General features: G+C 37.9%; 12 protein-coding genes. 8 read left to right on the top strand and 4 right to left on the bottom strand.

Annotated elements, in window-relative coordinates; all coding sequences use genetic code 11:
* Positions 1-12: 12 nt before the first annotated feature.
* The 3 genes from V7K32_RS20790 to gloB form a co-directional block, all read right to left on the bottom strand.
* A complete protein-coding gene (locus V7K32_RS20790; protein WP_334995687.1) occupies positions 13-1,923 on the bottom strand; it encodes a replicative DNA helicase in 1,911 nt (636 codons plus the stop codon).
* A 102-nt stretch (positions 1,924-2,025) separates the two neighbouring features.
* Positions 2,026-2,484 (bottom strand): 50S ribosomal protein L9, encoded by a 459-nt coding sequence (gene rplI, locus V7K32_RS20785; RefSeq protein ID WP_094352304.1) that lies wholly within the window; start codon positions 2,482-2,484, stop codon positions 2,026-2,028.
* A gap of 255 nt (positions 2,485-2,739) precedes the next feature.
* Positions 2,740-3,513 carry a hydroxyacylglutathione hydrolase gene (gene gloB / locus V7K32_RS20780; RefSeq protein WP_334995686.1) on the bottom strand — a complete coding sequence of 258 codons (774 nt, stop codon included), beginning with the start codon at positions 3,511-3,513 and terminating at the stop codon, positions 2,740-2,742.
* Positions 3,514-4,237: 724 nt separating this feature from the next.
* Between gloB and V7K32_RS20775 the strand changes: the two genes are divergently transcribed.
* From V7K32_RS20775 to V7K32_RS20740, 8 genes are all read left to right on the top strand, one after another.
* Positions 4,238-5,080 (top strand): putative nucleotide-diphospho-sugar transferase, encoded by an 843-nt coding sequence (locus V7K32_RS20775; RefSeq protein WP_334995685.1) that lies wholly within the window; start codon positions 4,238-4,240, stop codon positions 5,078-5,080.
* A gap of 109 nt (positions 5,081-5,189) precedes the next feature.
* Complete coding sequence (locus tag V7K32_RS20770) at positions 5,190-6,341, top strand: glycosyltransferase family 4 protein (protein WP_334995684.1); 1,152 nt, start codon at positions 5,190-5,192, stop codon at positions 6,339-6,341.
* 93 nt (positions 6,342-6,434) lie between these two features.
* The gene (locus tag V7K32_RS20765) at positions 6,435-8,756 is read left to right on the top strand and encodes an ATP-binding cassette domain-containing protein (RefSeq protein ID WP_334995683.1); all 2,322 of its coding nucleotides are present in this window, start codon (positions 6,435-6,437) and stop codon (positions 8,754-8,756) included.
* 4 nt (positions 8,757-8,760) lie between these two features.
* Positions 8,761-9,972: a glycosyltransferase family 4 protein gene (locus tag V7K32_RS20760; protein WP_334995682.1), complete on the top strand. Its 1,212-nt coding sequence runs from the start codon at positions 8,761-8,763 to the stop codon at positions 9,970-9,972.
* Between the two features lie 62 nt (positions 9,973-10,034).
* Positions 10,035-10,994, top strand: coding sequence for a glycosyltransferase family 10 domain-containing protein (locus V7K32_RS20755; RefSeq protein WP_334995681.1), 960 nt, complete (start codon positions 10,035-10,037; stop codon positions 10,992-10,994).
* A 3-nt stretch (positions 10,995-10,997) separates the two neighbouring features.
* Positions 10,998-11,978 carry an Npun_R2821/Npun_R2822 family protein gene (locus V7K32_RS20750; protein WP_334995680.1) on the top strand — a complete coding sequence of 327 codons (981 nt, stop codon included), beginning with the start codon at positions 10,998-11,000 and terminating at the stop codon, positions 11,976-11,978.
* Between the two features lie 3 nt (positions 11,979-11,981).
* Entirely contained in the window at positions 11,982-12,872 is an 891-nt protein-coding gene (locus V7K32_RS20745; protein ID WP_334884518.1) for an Npun_R2821/Npun_R2822 family protein, read from the top strand.
* A gap of 19 nt (positions 12,873-12,891) precedes the next feature.
* The gene (locus V7K32_RS20740) at positions 12,892-13,929 is read left to right on the top strand and encodes an Npun_R2821/Npun_R2822 family protein (RefSeq protein WP_334995679.1); all 1,038 of its coding nucleotides are present in this window, start codon (positions 12,892-12,894) and stop codon (positions 13,927-13,929) included.
* Between the two features lie 112 nt (positions 13,930-14,041).
* Here the strand turns inward: V7K32_RS20740 and V7K32_RS20735 are convergent, their stop codons facing one another.
* On the bottom strand, positions 14,042-15,112 hold the full coding sequence (locus V7K32_RS20735) for an acyltransferase family protein (RefSeq protein ID WP_334995678.1): 1,071 nt from the start codon (positions 15,110-15,112) through the stop codon (positions 14,042-14,044).
* Positions 15,113-16,116: the final 1,004 nt, after the last annotated feature.

The raw sequence follows: 16,116 nt of genomic DNA, 5'->3' as shown, positions 1-16,116 counted from the left end.
CCAATTCAATAGCTAAATTTTTAAATTTTGAAACTTTGTAAACTGAGGATTAAATAAAAGTTTCGCAGTACCAGTAGGCCCGTTGCGATGTTTAGCTATAATCACTTCTGCAATGCCGCGATCGGGAGTATCTGGAGAATAATATTCATCCCGATATAACATTATTACTAAATCCGCGTCTTGTTCTATTGAGTTGTGAACAATAATATTATTCGCAACAAAATTATGCAAACCAGGAACTGTAAGATCAAAGACTTCTTCCTCGCCGCTATATTCTATTGTTAGTATCTCGTCCCAATAAACATCACTTTTGGCAAGAGTAACCAGTTTAGATGATTGAACAACGTTGCCGACTTTTAAAGCTCTTTCTCGACTTAAATTTACTTTGTAAAGAGTAGAGCCACAATACGAAACTCCAAATGCTACTTCGGCATAAGTCATGGTTTGCTTACCAAGACTGGGGAGATGTCTTGGTAAACATAGATGTTGTTTAGGAGTTAATTCATCAAGTCTTTTCCAGCCATTAATTGTTAAAAACTTGTGATTACCTGTGGTACGGATTTTTCGGCCCAATCGAGTTGTTAAAGTAAACAGAGGCTTTATACCTGTGGAAAAAGCATTGCTAACAATTGCCTTTTCTAGCTGCATTGTAACTTCGTTCAACGCCCAAACTGCAAAACCAGATTTACCTGCTAATTCCCTAATTGGTACTTGCAAGCCACTATCCGCCAAAGTCACCAGGCTCTCGCCTGCTAAACAACCCGATTCTCTCAAATCAGATAACATCGGACGCTTGTTAGTACGTGCTTCCACCCCTCGACTCAACTGAGATAGAGCAATAACTGGTACAGACAATTCCCGCGCTAAACCTTTGAGTTGACGCGTAATTTTTGACAACTCTTGTACGCGATTATCACCTGCTCCTTCCATCAATTGCAAGTAATCTATTACAATTAATCCTAATTCAGTTCCAACTTCTGCTTGCAGTCTTCTTGCCTGACTACGCATTTGTGTAACTGTAATATTCGGCGTGTCGTCAATATAAATTGGCATCTCCGATAGGATACCAATAGCACGGCTTAAAGGTTCCCACTGTGTTTGGCTGAGGCGGCCAGTTCGCAGATAACTACTTTCAATTTGCGCCTCTTGTGCTAATAACCGTTGCGTCAATTGCTCTTTTGACATTTCCAAGCTGAAGAGAGCAACTGGTAATTTATAAGAAGCAGCAATGTTATGAGCAAGGTTTAAGCAAAATGCTGTTTTTCCCATTGATGGGCGGCCTGCGACAATAATCAAATCAGAACGTTGAAAGCCGCTGGTCATGGCATCTAAATCGTAAAATCCGGAGGGAATCCCAGGTAAGGAAATGCCTTGATTTCGCTCCTCAATATCCTGAAAATTATTAATTAGAGTATCAGAAATGTGAACTAAACCCGATTGGGGACGTTCTTGAGTAACACTAAAAACTTTCTGTTCTGCCTGATCCAAAACAGTTGGTAATTCTGTTTCTGTTTCGTAACCAAGATGTACAATTTCATTGCCAGCTTTAATTAACTGCCGCCGCAGGTATTTGTCCGTCACCAAAGAGGCTAAGGCGTCGATGTTGACGGCTGACACTGTGCGGTCTACCAGGGTTGCTAATTTATTTCTACCACCAATCCGGGCTAGCATTTCATGGTCAGTCAGCCAACTTGTGACTGAGAGCAAATCTGTGGGTTTCCCTTGGGCGTGGAGCCTCACAGCTGCTTGATAAATCTCTTTGTGAGCGCTAATGTAAAAAGCTTCTGGAAGGAGGCGATCGCTAACTCGACTAATCGCTTCTGGATCTAGTAAAATACCCCCCAAAATCGCTTCTTCCGCCTCAATATTTTGTGGTGGGAGGCGATCGCTACCATCGCCTTGAAAACTAAGTGCTTCAGCCATAAACGATTTTAGTTTTGAAATGAAAGCTAGTCGGGAGTTAGGGAGTTAGGAGTTATTTATCACCCCTGCTCCCTCATCCCCCTCATCCCCCCCTGCTGTCCCTTAGCTAGCGACGACTTGAATATCGACTTGTGCCGCTACTTCCGAATGCAGCTTGATTTCGGCTTGATAAGTACCAAGGTGGTTAATATCGGGGATGGTAATTCCACGCCGATCGATTTCTTGACCGGTGGCTGCCTTAATTGCATCTACAACATCTTGAGTGGTGATAGTACCGAAAATTGCTTCGTTTTCACCAACTGGCTTGGCAATTGTTAAGCTGCCAACTTTTTCTAAAGATTCTTTTTGCTCAAGAGCTTGTTGTCTGAGTTCTAATTGCCGTTGACGCTCTTGCTCACGACGGCGTTCTACTTGCTTGAGAATACCAGGAGTGGCATTAGTTGCCAATTTTTGGGGAATCAGATAATTACGAGCGTAGCCAGGAGCTACTTCCACTAAGTCGCCAGATTTTCCCAGCTTACTGATATCCTGATTTAAAACTAACTGTACGCGTTTCGCCATCGTTTTTCCTGTAAAATCTGATTAATTTGGGTTTGGGTAAGATAGCTCACAATGTCACTGCTGTATTCCAAGCTTCTTTGCCTATACCCTAAAGCTTACAGATCGTAGCGAAAGGAAGGGTGCGATCGCAACTATTAGAGAAAATTGAATGAATGAGGGAGTGGGGAGTGGGGAGTGGGGAGTGGGGAGTGGGGGATGAGGGAGCAGGGGAGGCAGAGGAAGAATAATTAATGACTAATGACTAATGACTAATCACTAAAAGTTATTTCTCATTTCTCGTATCCGCGCAAAGGTTTGGACTGCATCGGTACTCTTAAGAGTTAATTGTAATGATTGCTGATCCCAACGTAAAAAGGGATTGGTTCGCTTCTCCACTCCCAGGAGCGAGGGGATGGTGGCTTCACCTCGATTACGGTAAGCTTTTACTTCATTGAAGCGTCTTTGTAAGTCGGCGTTGTCGCCATCTACAGTTAGGGCAAATTGCAGATTTTTCAAGGTGTATTCGTGAGCACACCAGATGCGTGTATCATCGGGTAGACAGCGCAATTTGCTTAAAGAGTCTACCATTTGGCTCGGTGTTCCTTCAAACAAGCGACCGCAACCGCCAGAAAATAAGGTATCGCCGCAAAATAAGTCGCCTGTCTCACCAGTTTTTTCTGGGGGAAAGTAGTAAACGATGTGAGCGCGGGTATGTCCGGGAACGAAGATAACTTCAGCTATGCGGTCTGCAAACTCGACGCGATCGCCTTGTTGCAAAAACACCTGCTGTCCGGGAATTCTACCACGATCCTCCGCTCCTCCATAAACTCTCAGTTGAGGGAATTGTTCTATTAGTTGCTTGTTACCACCCACATGATCGTTATGGTGGTGCGTGTTGAAAATTGCTACTAACTCAGCTTTTAATTCTGCCAGTTTCTCTAATACTGGTAGAGACTCCGCAGGATCGACGACGGCCGCAATATTTTGTTTATGGTCGTGTAGCAAGAATATGTAGTTGTCTAAAAGTGCTTCCAGACGGATTACCTGCATTACCTCTGCCTCCCTTGCAACATAGATGTTTGGTATCGAGTAGCAATCCTAAGCCTCACCAATTCAATAAATTAATTGTATAAAATATATTAAGCATTTATACGCAAATTACTCCCATTTTAATGCCTAATTAACAGTTATGATAGTATACAACCGTAGTTATACGGGAAACATACCAGAACAAAGCAAAATTTATCTGGATTTATCAGTGAATTTTCTCTGGAAATAACCGCAAATACAAAGTTAAATTTATTGGATTATTTCCTATTCTAAGGATACCAGAAAATCAACTCAATCATAGGGGATATTTCTTGTAACTTGCTAAATTTAATATAATTTAAATTTTATCTATATTAAAACCTTAGCAAATATTATTAATATTTATTTTTAGAGGTTTTATACATGTTATTAATCTCTTCGACATCTGGACAACTAGGCAATAGTTCCTTCTTATCTGTTAAGTTTATGGTATTTGTCATTGAAAATAATTTCACACTTTTAGACCCAGTACTTGAAGCGAAGATTTTGTTCATTTTTATCAAGGGCAAAAAGTTTTTTAGTATAACCTCACCCTGCCTCCGGCTTCCCTCTCCAAAGCCTCATAGAGGGATTGAGGGTGAGATTTTATCTTATGTTTAATTATGCCTACCTACTTAAAACTTTTTGAGAATGGACAAATTACATTGACTTGACAGACTAAAATTACAAATTATTTAACTTATTTATGAAAACAGAAAGCAGAGGATTTATTACAATTTTAACTGGACTTTACTCTTTTCAAGATTGTATTCATTTTTTAGCGGCAATTAGGAAGTTTCATCAAGAGCCGATAATTATTTTAATTGACCAAGTTCCGTTATTTCTCTATCCCTTATTAAAGGTTTTCAAAAATGTAATTCTAAAGCCAGCGCCGGCAAATGAAAATACTGTTTTAGCATCAAGGCAAGCAAAACTAGCTCTATATGCAGCCTCTGAGTTTGATAAAACAATTTACCTAGATTCAGATATTTGCTTACTTTCTGATATCAACGATGTATTTGAGTCTTTAGATGAGTATGACTTTTTGTTAACTGAAGATGTGCAACCTTCTATTCTTAAAGCTACGAATTTATTACGTGGTAATCAAGAAGAACTTTTGCCAAATGTTTTGCCAATTCTGCAATCAATAGGTTTACCATTACAAGCAGATAGTGTGCAGTATAATGGCGGTTTTATGGCTTTTCGGAAAACAGAAGTAACCAAGGTATTTTTTGAAGAATTTAAACGTTATTTTGAGATTATCAAAAATAACCAAGATAAATTACTCCTAAAAGATCAAGGTGCTTTTGCTTCTGCGATCGCATCTGTACGCCCTAAAATGAAAATACTACCTCCAACCTATAATTATCTCAGTAAATGGGAAGAAGATTATGATATTCAAGATAAAATTAAAGTTCTTCACTGTACCTATCCTTATCGACCTCAATATGCTAAAAATGTTACCCGTTCTTTCTACACAAGGGTATTTGACAGATTTGCTAAAGTATTTTTACCAAATCAAGTTACAAATCCCTGGCGCAAGAAATGACATATTCATAATGAATATATCCACGAGTCTTTTTTGTGGATAACATGCTGAAAAAATTTAAATATTTATTAATATTGAAATTGCGAACTTGCAGGAGTAAATAGCAAAATTGAAAGTTTCATTAGTTGTTGGCGATCTATCTGGAGGGGGTAGTATTCGAGCATTTTTACTAGCTCAAGTACTGCAAAGCCTCAATTATCAAGTGGAAATTGTTGGTTTTATTTATGGTAAAGAACTGTATGCTATTCCTCCCTCTGGCATTTCAATTGTTTCTCTTCCAGGTACAAATTATCCAGAATTTCTGATATCTGCTCCTCAACTCTTACAAAAAATAGATGGAGATATTATTTATGCAGTAAAACCAAAGTTTACAAGTTTTGGCCTATCGCTACTGAAAAAATTTAGTGGTCGTCGTCCTTTAATTTTAGATATGGATGACTGGGAACTCAGTTGGCACGGAGGTGATGAGTGGAAATATCGTCCTAGTCTTAAGCAATTTTATCGTGACATTTTCAAGAAAAATGGCGCATTAAAATTTCCAGATCATCCACTGTATCTCAAGTGGATGGAAAACTTAGTGGCAAAGGCAGATGCAGTAACGATAGATACTGACTTTCTCCAAAAACGCTTCGGTGGTACTTACGTACCGAATGGTAAAGATACTGCAATGTTTGACCCCCAGAAGTATGATTCTGAGACTAGCAGAACGGATTACGGTCTTTCTGAGTATCGAATTCTCATGTTTCCTGGCGCACCACGACCTCACAAAGGGGTTGAAGACATTCTAATGGCGCTCGATTTGTTGGATGAGCCAGATTTAAGATTAGTGATTGTGGGTGGTAGTCCTTACGATGATTATGACGATAAATTGATTCAAAAGTGGGGGCGTTGGATTATTAAATTACCAAGGTGTCCTGTAGAATTAATGCCTAAAATTGTAGCATCTGCTCACATTGTAGTTGTTCCCCAACGAGATACTTTGACTGCTCGCGCTCAGTTTCCCCTGAAGTTGACAGATGGAATGGCAATGGCTAAACCTGTATTATCGACGCGCGTTGGAGATATTCCCAAAATTTTAGGTAATACTGGTTATTTAGTCGAGCCTGATTGTCCCGAACAGCTTGCTGAACAAATTCAATTGATTTTTCAGGATTTAGACTCAGCACAGCAGCAAGGTATCAAGGCAAGAGAAAGATGTGTGGAACTCTATAGCATAGAGACTATGGCTTCTGTACTCAAGTCGGTAATTGCTCGGTTGTAAATCTTGATTGGCGTTTGATTTATTTGATGATTAGCAAATTTGACAAGTAAATTGTGAATAATATTAATAATGAAAGTTGCATAAAAATCCCCAATGTCTACCAGAAAACTACTACTAAGATTCGCTAAACCCTATCCAGGTTTGATTCTGCTAACAATATTGTTAGGATTTTCTGGAGCCTTATTTAATGGAATTAGCACAGCTTTAATTGTGCCAGTGATTTTAAAAATTGTCGGGCAACAAGTAGATTTAAGTTCGGCCCCTCCCATCCTAAAAAGGTTGATATCTCCCTTTGATAATACTCCCGAATCTTACCGGATAGTAGTAATGGCTGGGACGATTCTATTCACAATTTTTTTAAAAAACTTAGCTACTTATGCCAGCGCCTTAGCATCGAGTTCTTTAAGCCGCAAGCTGACATCGGATATGCGCGAAACCGGGTTAAAGCTATTACTAGAAGTTGATATAGATTATTATGCCAAAGCAAAAGTTGGTGATTTAATCAACCGTCTTGGTGGAGAAATTGGGCGGGCTGCAAGTGCTATAGGTAGCACAGTCAAGATAGTTATCTTGGGAATCACAATTTTAGTTTTTGTCGCTTTATTACTGTCAATTTCTTGGCAGTTGACAATTGCTTCTACGCTTTTGCTGTCGTTGGTGACGTTAGTAAATCAGTATGCCATTTCCCAGTCGAGAAATTTTGGTAAGCAGCTTAGTGAAATGTCTAGAGCATATTCAATCTCTGTGCTGGAGACTTTGAACGGAATCCGACTGGTAAAGGCGACGGGAAATGAAGAAAAAGAATATCAACGGATTAAAAAATTAATTCGCGATCGCGAGTTAGCAGATTTCCAATCTCAGGTTAATTCAGAAGCGATTACACCTTTGAGTGAGGTGATGGGTATTACAGCTTTACTGCTGATTGTACTTTTGAGCAAAACCTTCTTTGCTGGCCAGGTTTCTTCTGTTTCCACCGTACTTTTGACATATTTATTAGTACTGCTGCGAGTGCTACCATTAATTTCTCAGTTAAATACTATTCGCAGCAACTTTGCCAGTACCGCCGCCAGTGTAGATATGGCAAATGAGTTTTTAAGCCTCCATGATAAGCCGTTCATGGATAAGGGTAAGCTTCCCTATACAAAATTACTTGAGGGCGTGTCTTTTAATTCTCTTTGCTTTGCTTACCCTAATCATGAAAAGTTGGTACTCAAAGATGTAAATTTATTTTTACCTCGTGGCACCACCTTAGCATTAGTAGGTAGTTCTGGTGCTGGTAAATCCACTTTAGCAGACCTTTTGCCCAGATTCTATGACCCAATAGCTGGCAGTATTACCATTGACGGTACTGATTTGCGGGAGTTCGATATTGTATCCCTGCGAAGGCGAATGGGCATTGTCAGTCAAGATACCTTTCTTTTTAATGACTCGGTGCGAAATAATATCGCTTATGGGCGAGAAGAGGCTACTGAGGATGAAATTCTGATAGCAGCCAAGCGGGCAAATGCTTATGAATTTATTAACAAATTGCCTCAAGGATTTGACACCTTAATTGGCGATCGCGGCGTAATGTTATCTGGTGGACAAAGGCAAAGATTAGCGATCGCCCGCGCCTTACTCCAAAATCCAGATATTCTGATTTTAGATGAAGCCACCAGCGCTTTAGATACCGTTTCCGAACGCTTAGTACAATCTGCACTTGATGACTTGAGCCGCGATCGCACAACCCTTGTAATTGCTCACCGCCTTTCCACAGTTCAAAAAGCTGATCAAATTGCCGTATTAGATCAAGGACAGGTGGTAGAAATGGGAACCCATGAAAAACTTTTAGAAAAAGGTGGTTACTACTCACGTTTGTACTCAATGCAATTTAGCGATCACCCTGACAAAAACTTAATTCAGACAAAAATTTTTAAGGCAATGCGCCTAAACTCAAAGAAATTTGTTGAACATCCTGAAGCCGCTATTAAACACAAGCAAAGCTTGCTCCGCATCTCTCACGAAATTCGGACACAGTTAAACTCAATGATTGGGTTCCTGCGCTTATTACTTGATGATCTGGTAGACGATTCCGAAGAACAGCAGAAATTAATTGAAGACTCTTACAAATCAGCTTGGAGAATTCTCAACACCATAGATGTTTTTGAGGATGTTATGAACTTGCAAATAAAGGGAGAAATTATCTCAATTTCTGAAGAAAAGCAAGATATTATAAACACCTATTATCAGACCTTTAATCATCTCTCCAGTGACTTTCGGACTTCTCTCAATCTCATCCTTAGTTCTCTCCGCTCTCTAACTGATAGTTTTATATACACCACAGAAGAAGAAAATGGATTAATTGCTGAAAGTTATGAATCTGCTATATCTCTGCTCGATAAATTAGAAATTTTTGAGAATATTATTAATATCTAAATTTATGAAAAAGCCGGCTTCTAAAAAACATTATATTTTTTTCATTGGTGAAGAGTTACCGCAACCAGAGGCTCACTTAGTGCAGTCTACAAATGCAGCTAACGGCGCTGCCAACTTGGGATACTCAACAGTTTTGGTATATCCTGAAAAAGGAGCAAAAGCTATTAATCCAGCTAATTTAGCTCGTCCTTTTCAACCGAGAAAAACACCAACAGAACTTATCAAATATTACAACCTTCATGACAAGTTAAAAGTTGCTCCCTTACCGATGCCTTGGCCAATTGACCATTTTCGGAGCAAATTTACTGACTCTAACACCATTGCCAGCAAGTATTATTTACCATTTCACATACTTCCAACTACTAAAATTGTCCACAGTCGCAACTGGAATTTTGTCAAAGCTGCCATCAAAAATGGCGTTCCGGCAATTTATGAACACCACCACCACGAAGACAAACCATTTGAGCCAGAAATTGTTACAAATCCGCTATTGCAAATTGCTGTCACCGTTGTAGGCACCATCCGCGAAAGCATGATTAAAAATGGGATGCCACCAGAAAAAGTGATTAAGCTGCACAATGGTTTTAATCGCTTATTTATGGAGAGACAACCAGAAAAAGCCACAGAATGGCGTCAAAAACTATTGCAAGACGAAAGCCAAAAATTGGTAGTTTATGCAGGAGCGTTACAGCAATTTAAAGGTATTGATATATTAATTGATGTGGCTAATGAAATGCCTAATGTGCAATTCGTTTGTGCCGGGGGAAAACCCGCAGAAGTCGAATATTATCAGCAATTGGTAAAAGAAAAACAGATTAATAATATTAAATTTTTGGGATATATATTACATAATGATTTAGCCTCTTTGCTACAAGCAGCCGATGTTTTAGCTCACCCTCATTGTTCGGGAAAAGCCGCAACTTTCACATCTCCCTTAAAGCTATTTGACTACTTCGCCTCTGGGACTCCCATTGTAGCAACAGAAATTCCATCATTAGTTGAATTTCAAGATACTCAAGCGATCGCTGCTTGGTGTGAGCCAGATAACCCCAGCAAATTTGCCGAATCTCTAAAACGGGTTTTAGAAACTCATCCCCGAAAAATAGAAGGTTATCCAGATAGTATCAATTTTGTCAAGCAGTTCTCTTGGGAAAATAGAGCGGCAACAATCCTGAGTTATGTTGATGAATCTCTGTTACCCGAACTTGTTGTATAAGGAAAAATGAGTAAGATTAGGGGAAATAACTAATGACAAATAATAAGTGACTAATAACTAAAATGACTATCAAAACTGTAGGTATGATTAGCAGCTATCGAGGTTTAGAAACTAGAGCCGATTGGCTGTGGCAACAAACTCCAAATCAATTTGGAGTTTGGGACAATATCCAAATCCAGGCATTGGCAGCCAAACCAGATTATCTGCTGATGTATCAATTTGATTTTCCCCAAGCAGCACCACAAACATCTTGGTTAGATAGTTTTCGTAAACGGCAGCAAAAACCAGTACTAAATGTTGAATCTCTACTGCGTGATGTGAGTAAAGAGCGGATTATTTATTTACTAAGAGAACCGCCTCTAGATGAAATTGTAGAAATCACTAATCATAATTATCAACAAGCTCAAAACTATTGTGGCTACGTTTCTGGACCAGATGATTTTGCCCCCACTCCCGACTATATGCCTGCTATTTGGTATCATTCAAATTCATTTCAAGATTTAAATGAAATGCCACCTCCCGAAAAGGTTGCTCCATGCAGTTGGATTACTTCAGGAATTAGCCGTACTGTCAACCATCGCCAGCGTTTAGACTTTTTGCAGTCTCTACAATCTAGTGGCATTAAATTTGATTTATATGGGCGTAACTTACCACAATGGGCTAACAAGTCGGGAGAACTGGGTAATAAGTGGTATGGCATGGCACCATACTATTACAATCTAGCAATTGAAAATTATGCTGATAATAATTGGTATGTGAGTGAAAAACTTTGGGATAGTTTACTTGCCTGGTGTTTACCAATTTACTATGGTGGTCCGGCTGCTGATAAATTATTGCCACCGGGTAGTTTTTTGCGGTTGCCCAGTTTAGATGAAAAAGGCATTACCTACATCCAAGAAGTCACAGCTACACCTGATGCTTGGTATGCTGCCAAAGATGCGATCGCAGAAGCACGTCAAATCATTTTACACAAATTAAACCTACTTAACTGGTTATCAAACTTTGTTGCTCAAAACTCATAAATTATGAATGGTATTTGTACCCTTGGCAATGATTATGTTTTCGATCAACTTGTGGCTTTGCTCAATAGTATTGATGTTATCTTAGGCCCAGAAACTCCTGTTTGTATCTATCCTTTTGACGATCAAACACAGCGAATTGCTGATGAAATAAGTAAACGCCCGAATGTATTTATTTACGATAATCAAGAATCAATCAATCGCTGGGATCAATTTATGCTCTCAGCAGCACCAGAACGATTGAATCGGAGTAAATTCCGTTTGTATGGCGCTCACCGTCGTTTTTGTGCTTTTGATGGACCATTTGAGAAGTTTATCTATTTAGATGCAGACACGTTGGTGATGAACTCCCTCGCGGCAGTGTTTGAAAAGTTAGATAGTTATGATTTTGTTATCTACGATTTTCAATTTAAAGATGTTAGTAAAGTATATAATGTTAATTCTCCAAAATTACTAAAACTTTTCGATCAAAAGCGCATTGATTCTGAAATATTTTGCTCAGGTTTCTATGGCTCAAAACAAGGCATATTTAATTCAGAACAAAGAGATTTGCTAATATCTAATTTACAAAATGGTGAAGCAGAAGTTTTGTATGAAGGGGCTGGTGAACAACCACTCATAAACTACATGGTAATGAGGTCTAATCTTTCTATTTATAACTTTGCTCAACAACTACCAGATAATCAAAAGACTGGATGTTCTGCCACATCTAAGCATTTTCAAGAACGAGAGCATATTCTATATGACAAAGGCAATAGACTAACTTACATTCATTACATTGGTATTCCTCCTAATATCAATCAAGCAGTCTGCGCTGGAGAAAATATTGAGTTTCCCTATCGAGATTTATTTCTCTATTATCGTTATTTACATGAACAAGAATTGCGTCCAGTCTTTACAACTCCTCCTAAAAATTATCATGACGCTCCAACACCAAATTTACTTACAAGAGCTTTGCGAAAACTTAAGTTAATTAACCAAGGATAATTTATGAGTAGGGGAATTTATATTGTTGCCAATGACCGGGTTATTGATAATGCGATCGCTTTACTCAATAGCATTCGTTACTATGACCCAGAAGTTACCATTTATCTTATACCTTTTAATGAAAATTATCACAAGGTAGCAGAGCAGCTTGCTACCTTACATAAAGTGCAAATTTTCCCAGATTTAGAACTTATTGATACATTTACCAAACGCATCGGAGAAATTTTTGATCGAGATTTCCTCGCCTTACCTAACAAAATGCGTAAACTGGTTGCATGGTTTGGCCCTTTAGATGAGTTTATTTATATTGATACTGATATTGTCGTTTTTGAAAAAATTGCCGACAATTTAGATAAACTTTCAGAAATCGATTTCTTCTGTTGTGATTACCATCATGCCAATGACAAGCTGCGAAATATCTTTTCTCCATTTGTGAAAGAGCAGCAAATTTTTTCAGATGCCCAACTTGAAGACGTTTTCAATAGCGGTTTTTGGGCTTCCAGAAAAGGAATTATTACGGAACAACAGATGGATGAAGCTTTGCGCGAATGTGCTGCACATCGAGAATATTTCGATTTTTCTGAAGGAGTTACAGACCAACCAATTTTAAATTATCTTGTTCTTAAGTTGATTTCCAAACGTGGAAATCTCGTCAAAATTCCTGGGGGAGGACCTGGTAGTTGGGCTGGTTCGCAAAATTTCCAACAGCAAGACTACGCCCTCTACGACCGAGGACAACGACTAAAATATCTCCACTGGGCTGGTACGCGGATGAAAATTGGTAGTCCCTATTGGCAATTGTGGGAACATTATCGCTATCTCCATGAGGGGAAATTCGCCTTCATTCCCAAACTGACTCGCCGTTTATTTCCCTTTGTTGTTGCCCGTACTTAATAATATTATGAGTATCCCAATGATTGATGGTATTTACATCTTAGCAAATGATGTTGTCTATGAGCAATTAGTTGCGTTGCTCAACAGTATAGAAGCTAATGCTGGTAGAAAAATTCCTATTTGTATACTTCCATATAATGAGCGATTAGACAAGGTAAAGGCAGAGATTGCATCTAGAGATAATATCAGCTTATTTGAAGACTCTAAGTCCATAGCTTATTGGGATAACTTTGCCACTCAGATATGGAAAAATTACCCTAGAGCACAAAAAACTTGGCGAGAGTGGGGCTTTCCAAAACTTTATGAGCTACCAATGCACCGCAAATTTTGTGCTATCGATGGACCATTTGATAGATTTATTTATTTTGATGCAGATACTTTGTTGATGGGGCCTGTAGATTATGTGTATGAAAAATTAGATAACTACGATTGGGTAGTCAATGATTTTCAATATAAATCTAAATTAAAATTTATTTTTGATGGGTCACCAGAGCAGATGCAGCAAGTTTTCAACTCAGATAATTTACAATCTAAAGTATTTTGTGCTGGTTGGTTTGCTACTAAAAAAAATATTTTTTCTCCAGCAATCAGAGCCGACTTAATCGACAAGTTAACATCAGGTGAGGCAGATGTCATGGCCTTTTTAGCCCCTGACCAATCTTTGTTTAACTACATGGTGTTGAGAACTGGAATTTCCTATTATAACTTTGCTTTTCATGACTGCGAACAGGCAACTGGAAACCACTGGAGTTCTCAATTTGATGTAGTAGATAATATCCTTTACGACCAAGGGCGCAGGTTGACGTATTTACACTATATGAGTATATCTTCTTCAGCTTTTGTGCGGCTTTGTGGAGGTGAAGATGTTGATATTCCTTACCGCGATGTTTTCTTATATTATCGCTATTTAAAATCGCCTGAAGAACGTCCTCAAAGCTTTACCCGCCCAAGCCAGCTAATGCTTCTGCAAAAGTCTACTAGGAGTTTTATTCAGCAAAGAATCAATAATATTAAGCTAAATTACCGCAATTTAAAGGATAGAATTAATGGGTACTAATCGAATACTTGTTTCTTCAAAATGTTTAGCTTGTAGTAAGCGCCTCCAGCCGTGCTTTTATGCAAATTAAATGTTCCTTAGTTTACCTACTTAGACTGTTCCAATACAATTTTTAGCTCATGTTTGTATTCTGTAAATATTGTATGCAATATCTTTCATAAAAACTCTGCACCAAATAAGCAAAAACAAAAATTATTGGAATTCCTATAAATATTTCAATCGCCATCACTATGTATTGATTATTAATTTCCATTCCTTGTTGTACTATTTTTCTTAGAAAAAACCAAATTGGTCTGTGAAAAAGGTACATTCCGTAGGAAGCATAAGCAATTGCTTGTACAACTTGACTAGACTTTAATATTTTTGCTATGGCATTACAAATACCATAAATTGACAAAATAAAACTGAACATCAGAATATTCAGAATTGTATAGCTTTTTATCAAACCCAAATCATCAATTCCGTATTTCTTCTCCAAAAAAAAGCAACTAATGAAAATACAAACGAAGCCAGCAGTAATTATGAAAGTATTTTTTTTGAGCCAAGAAGTTTCCAAAATTTTGCTTTCAGCACAGTAAATCCCAAAGATAAAAATCCAGTAATATAAACTTATTCTGTAATCCATAAAATGGAGCGATGTACTTGCAAAAGAAACAATAAAAGGGAAAATTCCAATTGCCAATAATCTATATATATTCCTAATTTTTTCGGCTTTGCAAAAAATAAAAATACAATAATATACTAAAATGGTGCCTACAAACCACAGAGTTGGTAATGATGGCAAGTGTTTTGAAAATAATAGTGATTGTAGACCCAAAATATGAATAATGATTCTTAAAGGTTCACTGATATTTAAAATATAGCAAAAAAACACAAGTGCTATATAGTACATTGGGAAAATCCTGATTATTCTTTTGTATAAAAATGTCCCTACAGTAGTCCAGTCTAGAAAGCTTGTTTTTTTTACATTGATTAAGTATCCAGACATAAATATAAATAAACTAAGTCCCAAATATGTATTAAGTTCATTACATACAGATAAATCGATGTTAATTCCAAAGTTTTTGAGGTTATAAAAATCGAAGCAGTAACTTGGTAAATGATGAAAAAGTATTATAAAAGTTGCTATAAACCTGAGCAAGTCAAAGACTAAAAATCTATCTTTTGTTTCTATATTTTTCATATTTATCCTGAATGCTTATATTCTGGAGTTTAGACTAAGTTGACAAGTTTTATAGACAATGGCACTCTCGGCACTGTATCAACAGCACACTGCTTTAACCAGAGGACTATTTCATTTTATTTTTACGGCAGTTTTTACGAATCTTTTTGAGAAAAATAAGAATTTAAACCTTCGCTAAGTTGAGAACCGTAGTTTTTGCCCTCACTTTAAATCCGTCTCCCATATATGGGAGAGGGACTTTGAAATTCTGGCTCCTCTTCTAGTCGCCTGGTGCAAGATATAAGAATAGGTGTTATTCGGAAAGAGCAAGCGACGAACGGACTATAATCTACCTCATGTTTTAGGAAATGCGATATAACTTCCTACCATTTGTTATAGCCTACATTTCGCAGTTTGAGGGTCAAGTGATGGTATTTTAAAGTCTAAGTGGATGAAAGTAGTAGTGGCAGTTGCTAATGAGTTAGAACTAGCCCTTTCAAGCTGAATCGGAAATCTCTTGTTTTTGTCAGCGCTCTCTGTGTCTGGAGTAGTTTATTTAACAACTTGAAAAAATTTAAGCTTGTTCAGGACTTACGGACAGGTAACGGAAAATCGCGCCACAAAGGAAGCAGAGAAGCCAGTGCGCCCTTGCGGGTCTCCCAAGGGGAGAAGCAACTGGCGCGACACGGAGGAATAATTTGAGAGGTTTTTTGCGTAAGTCCTATTGTTAACGAAAAATTCGTCGAAAACTGAGTCTTATTGACTATCTTTGAGCAGAGATACTACAGTCTTTGTACGTAATTCAAACGTTATTAGATATTGAAATTTGTGATATTTCAGTAAAATAAGTATTAATCGCCAGCAAATTATTTACTAGCGGTAGAGATTTATCGTAAGTTCGAGGGTTTAAGAATCTGCAATCTATATGTAGCAGCAGTTTCAGTCGGGGTTTAAATCCCCATCTTAAATATCTCTAATTTTGAATTTTGAATTTTGAATTGTTAAGTTGATTTGAATGTTCGTGG

It is taken from the genome of Nostoc sp., assembly GCF_036917635.1.
Lineage (GTDB): Bacteria > Cyanobacteriota > Cyanobacteriia > Cyanobacteriales > Nostocaceae > Nostoc.
The sequence above is the reverse complement of the archived record's forward strand: the minus strand, read 5'-3'. Positions and strand labels throughout refer to the sequence as shown.

Excerpts from the sequence above, each read along its gene's own strand:
- V7K32_RS20790 (WP_334995687.1), bottom strand. The coding sequence starts at position 1,923 with ATGGCTGAAGCACTTAGTTTTCAAGGCGATGGTAGCGATCGCCTCCCA.
- rplI (WP_094352304.1), bottom strand. The coding sequence starts at position 2,484 with ATGGCGAAACGCGTACAGTTAGTTTTAAATCAGGATATCAGTAAGCTG.
- gloB (WP_334995686.1), bottom strand. The coding sequence starts at position 3,513 with ATGCAGGTAATCCGTCTGGAAGCACTTTTAGACAACTACATATTCTTG.
- V7K32_RS20775 (WP_334995685.1), top strand. The coding sequence starts at position 4,238 with ATGAAAACAGAAAGCAGAGGATTTATTACAATTTTAACTGGACTTTAC.
- V7K32_RS20765 (WP_334995683.1), top strand. The coding sequence starts at position 6,435 with ATGTCTACCAGAAAACTACTACTAAGATTCGCTAAACCCTATCCAGGT.
- V7K32_RS20760 (WP_334995682.1), top strand. The coding sequence starts at position 8,761 with ATGAAAAAGCCGGCTTCTAAAAAACATTATATTTTTTTCATTGGTGAA.
- V7K32_RS20755 (WP_334995681.1), top strand. The coding sequence starts at position 10,035 with ATGACTATCAAAACTGTAGGTATGATTAGCAGCTATCGAGGTTTAGAA.
- V7K32_RS20750 (WP_334995680.1), top strand. The coding sequence starts at position 10,998 with ATGAATGGTATTTGTACCCTTGGCAATGATTATGTTTTCGATCAACTT.
- V7K32_RS20745 (WP_334884518.1), top strand. The coding sequence starts at position 11,982 with ATGAGTAGGGGAATTTATATTGTTGCCAATGACCGGGTTATTGATAAT.
- V7K32_RS20740 (WP_334995679.1), top strand. The coding sequence starts at position 12,892 with ATGATTGATGGTATTTACATCTTAGCAAATGATGTTGTCTATGAGCAA.
- V7K32_RS20735 (WP_334995678.1), bottom strand. The coding sequence starts at position 15,112 with ATGAAAAATATAGAAACAAAAGATAGATTTTTAGTCTTTGACTTGCTC.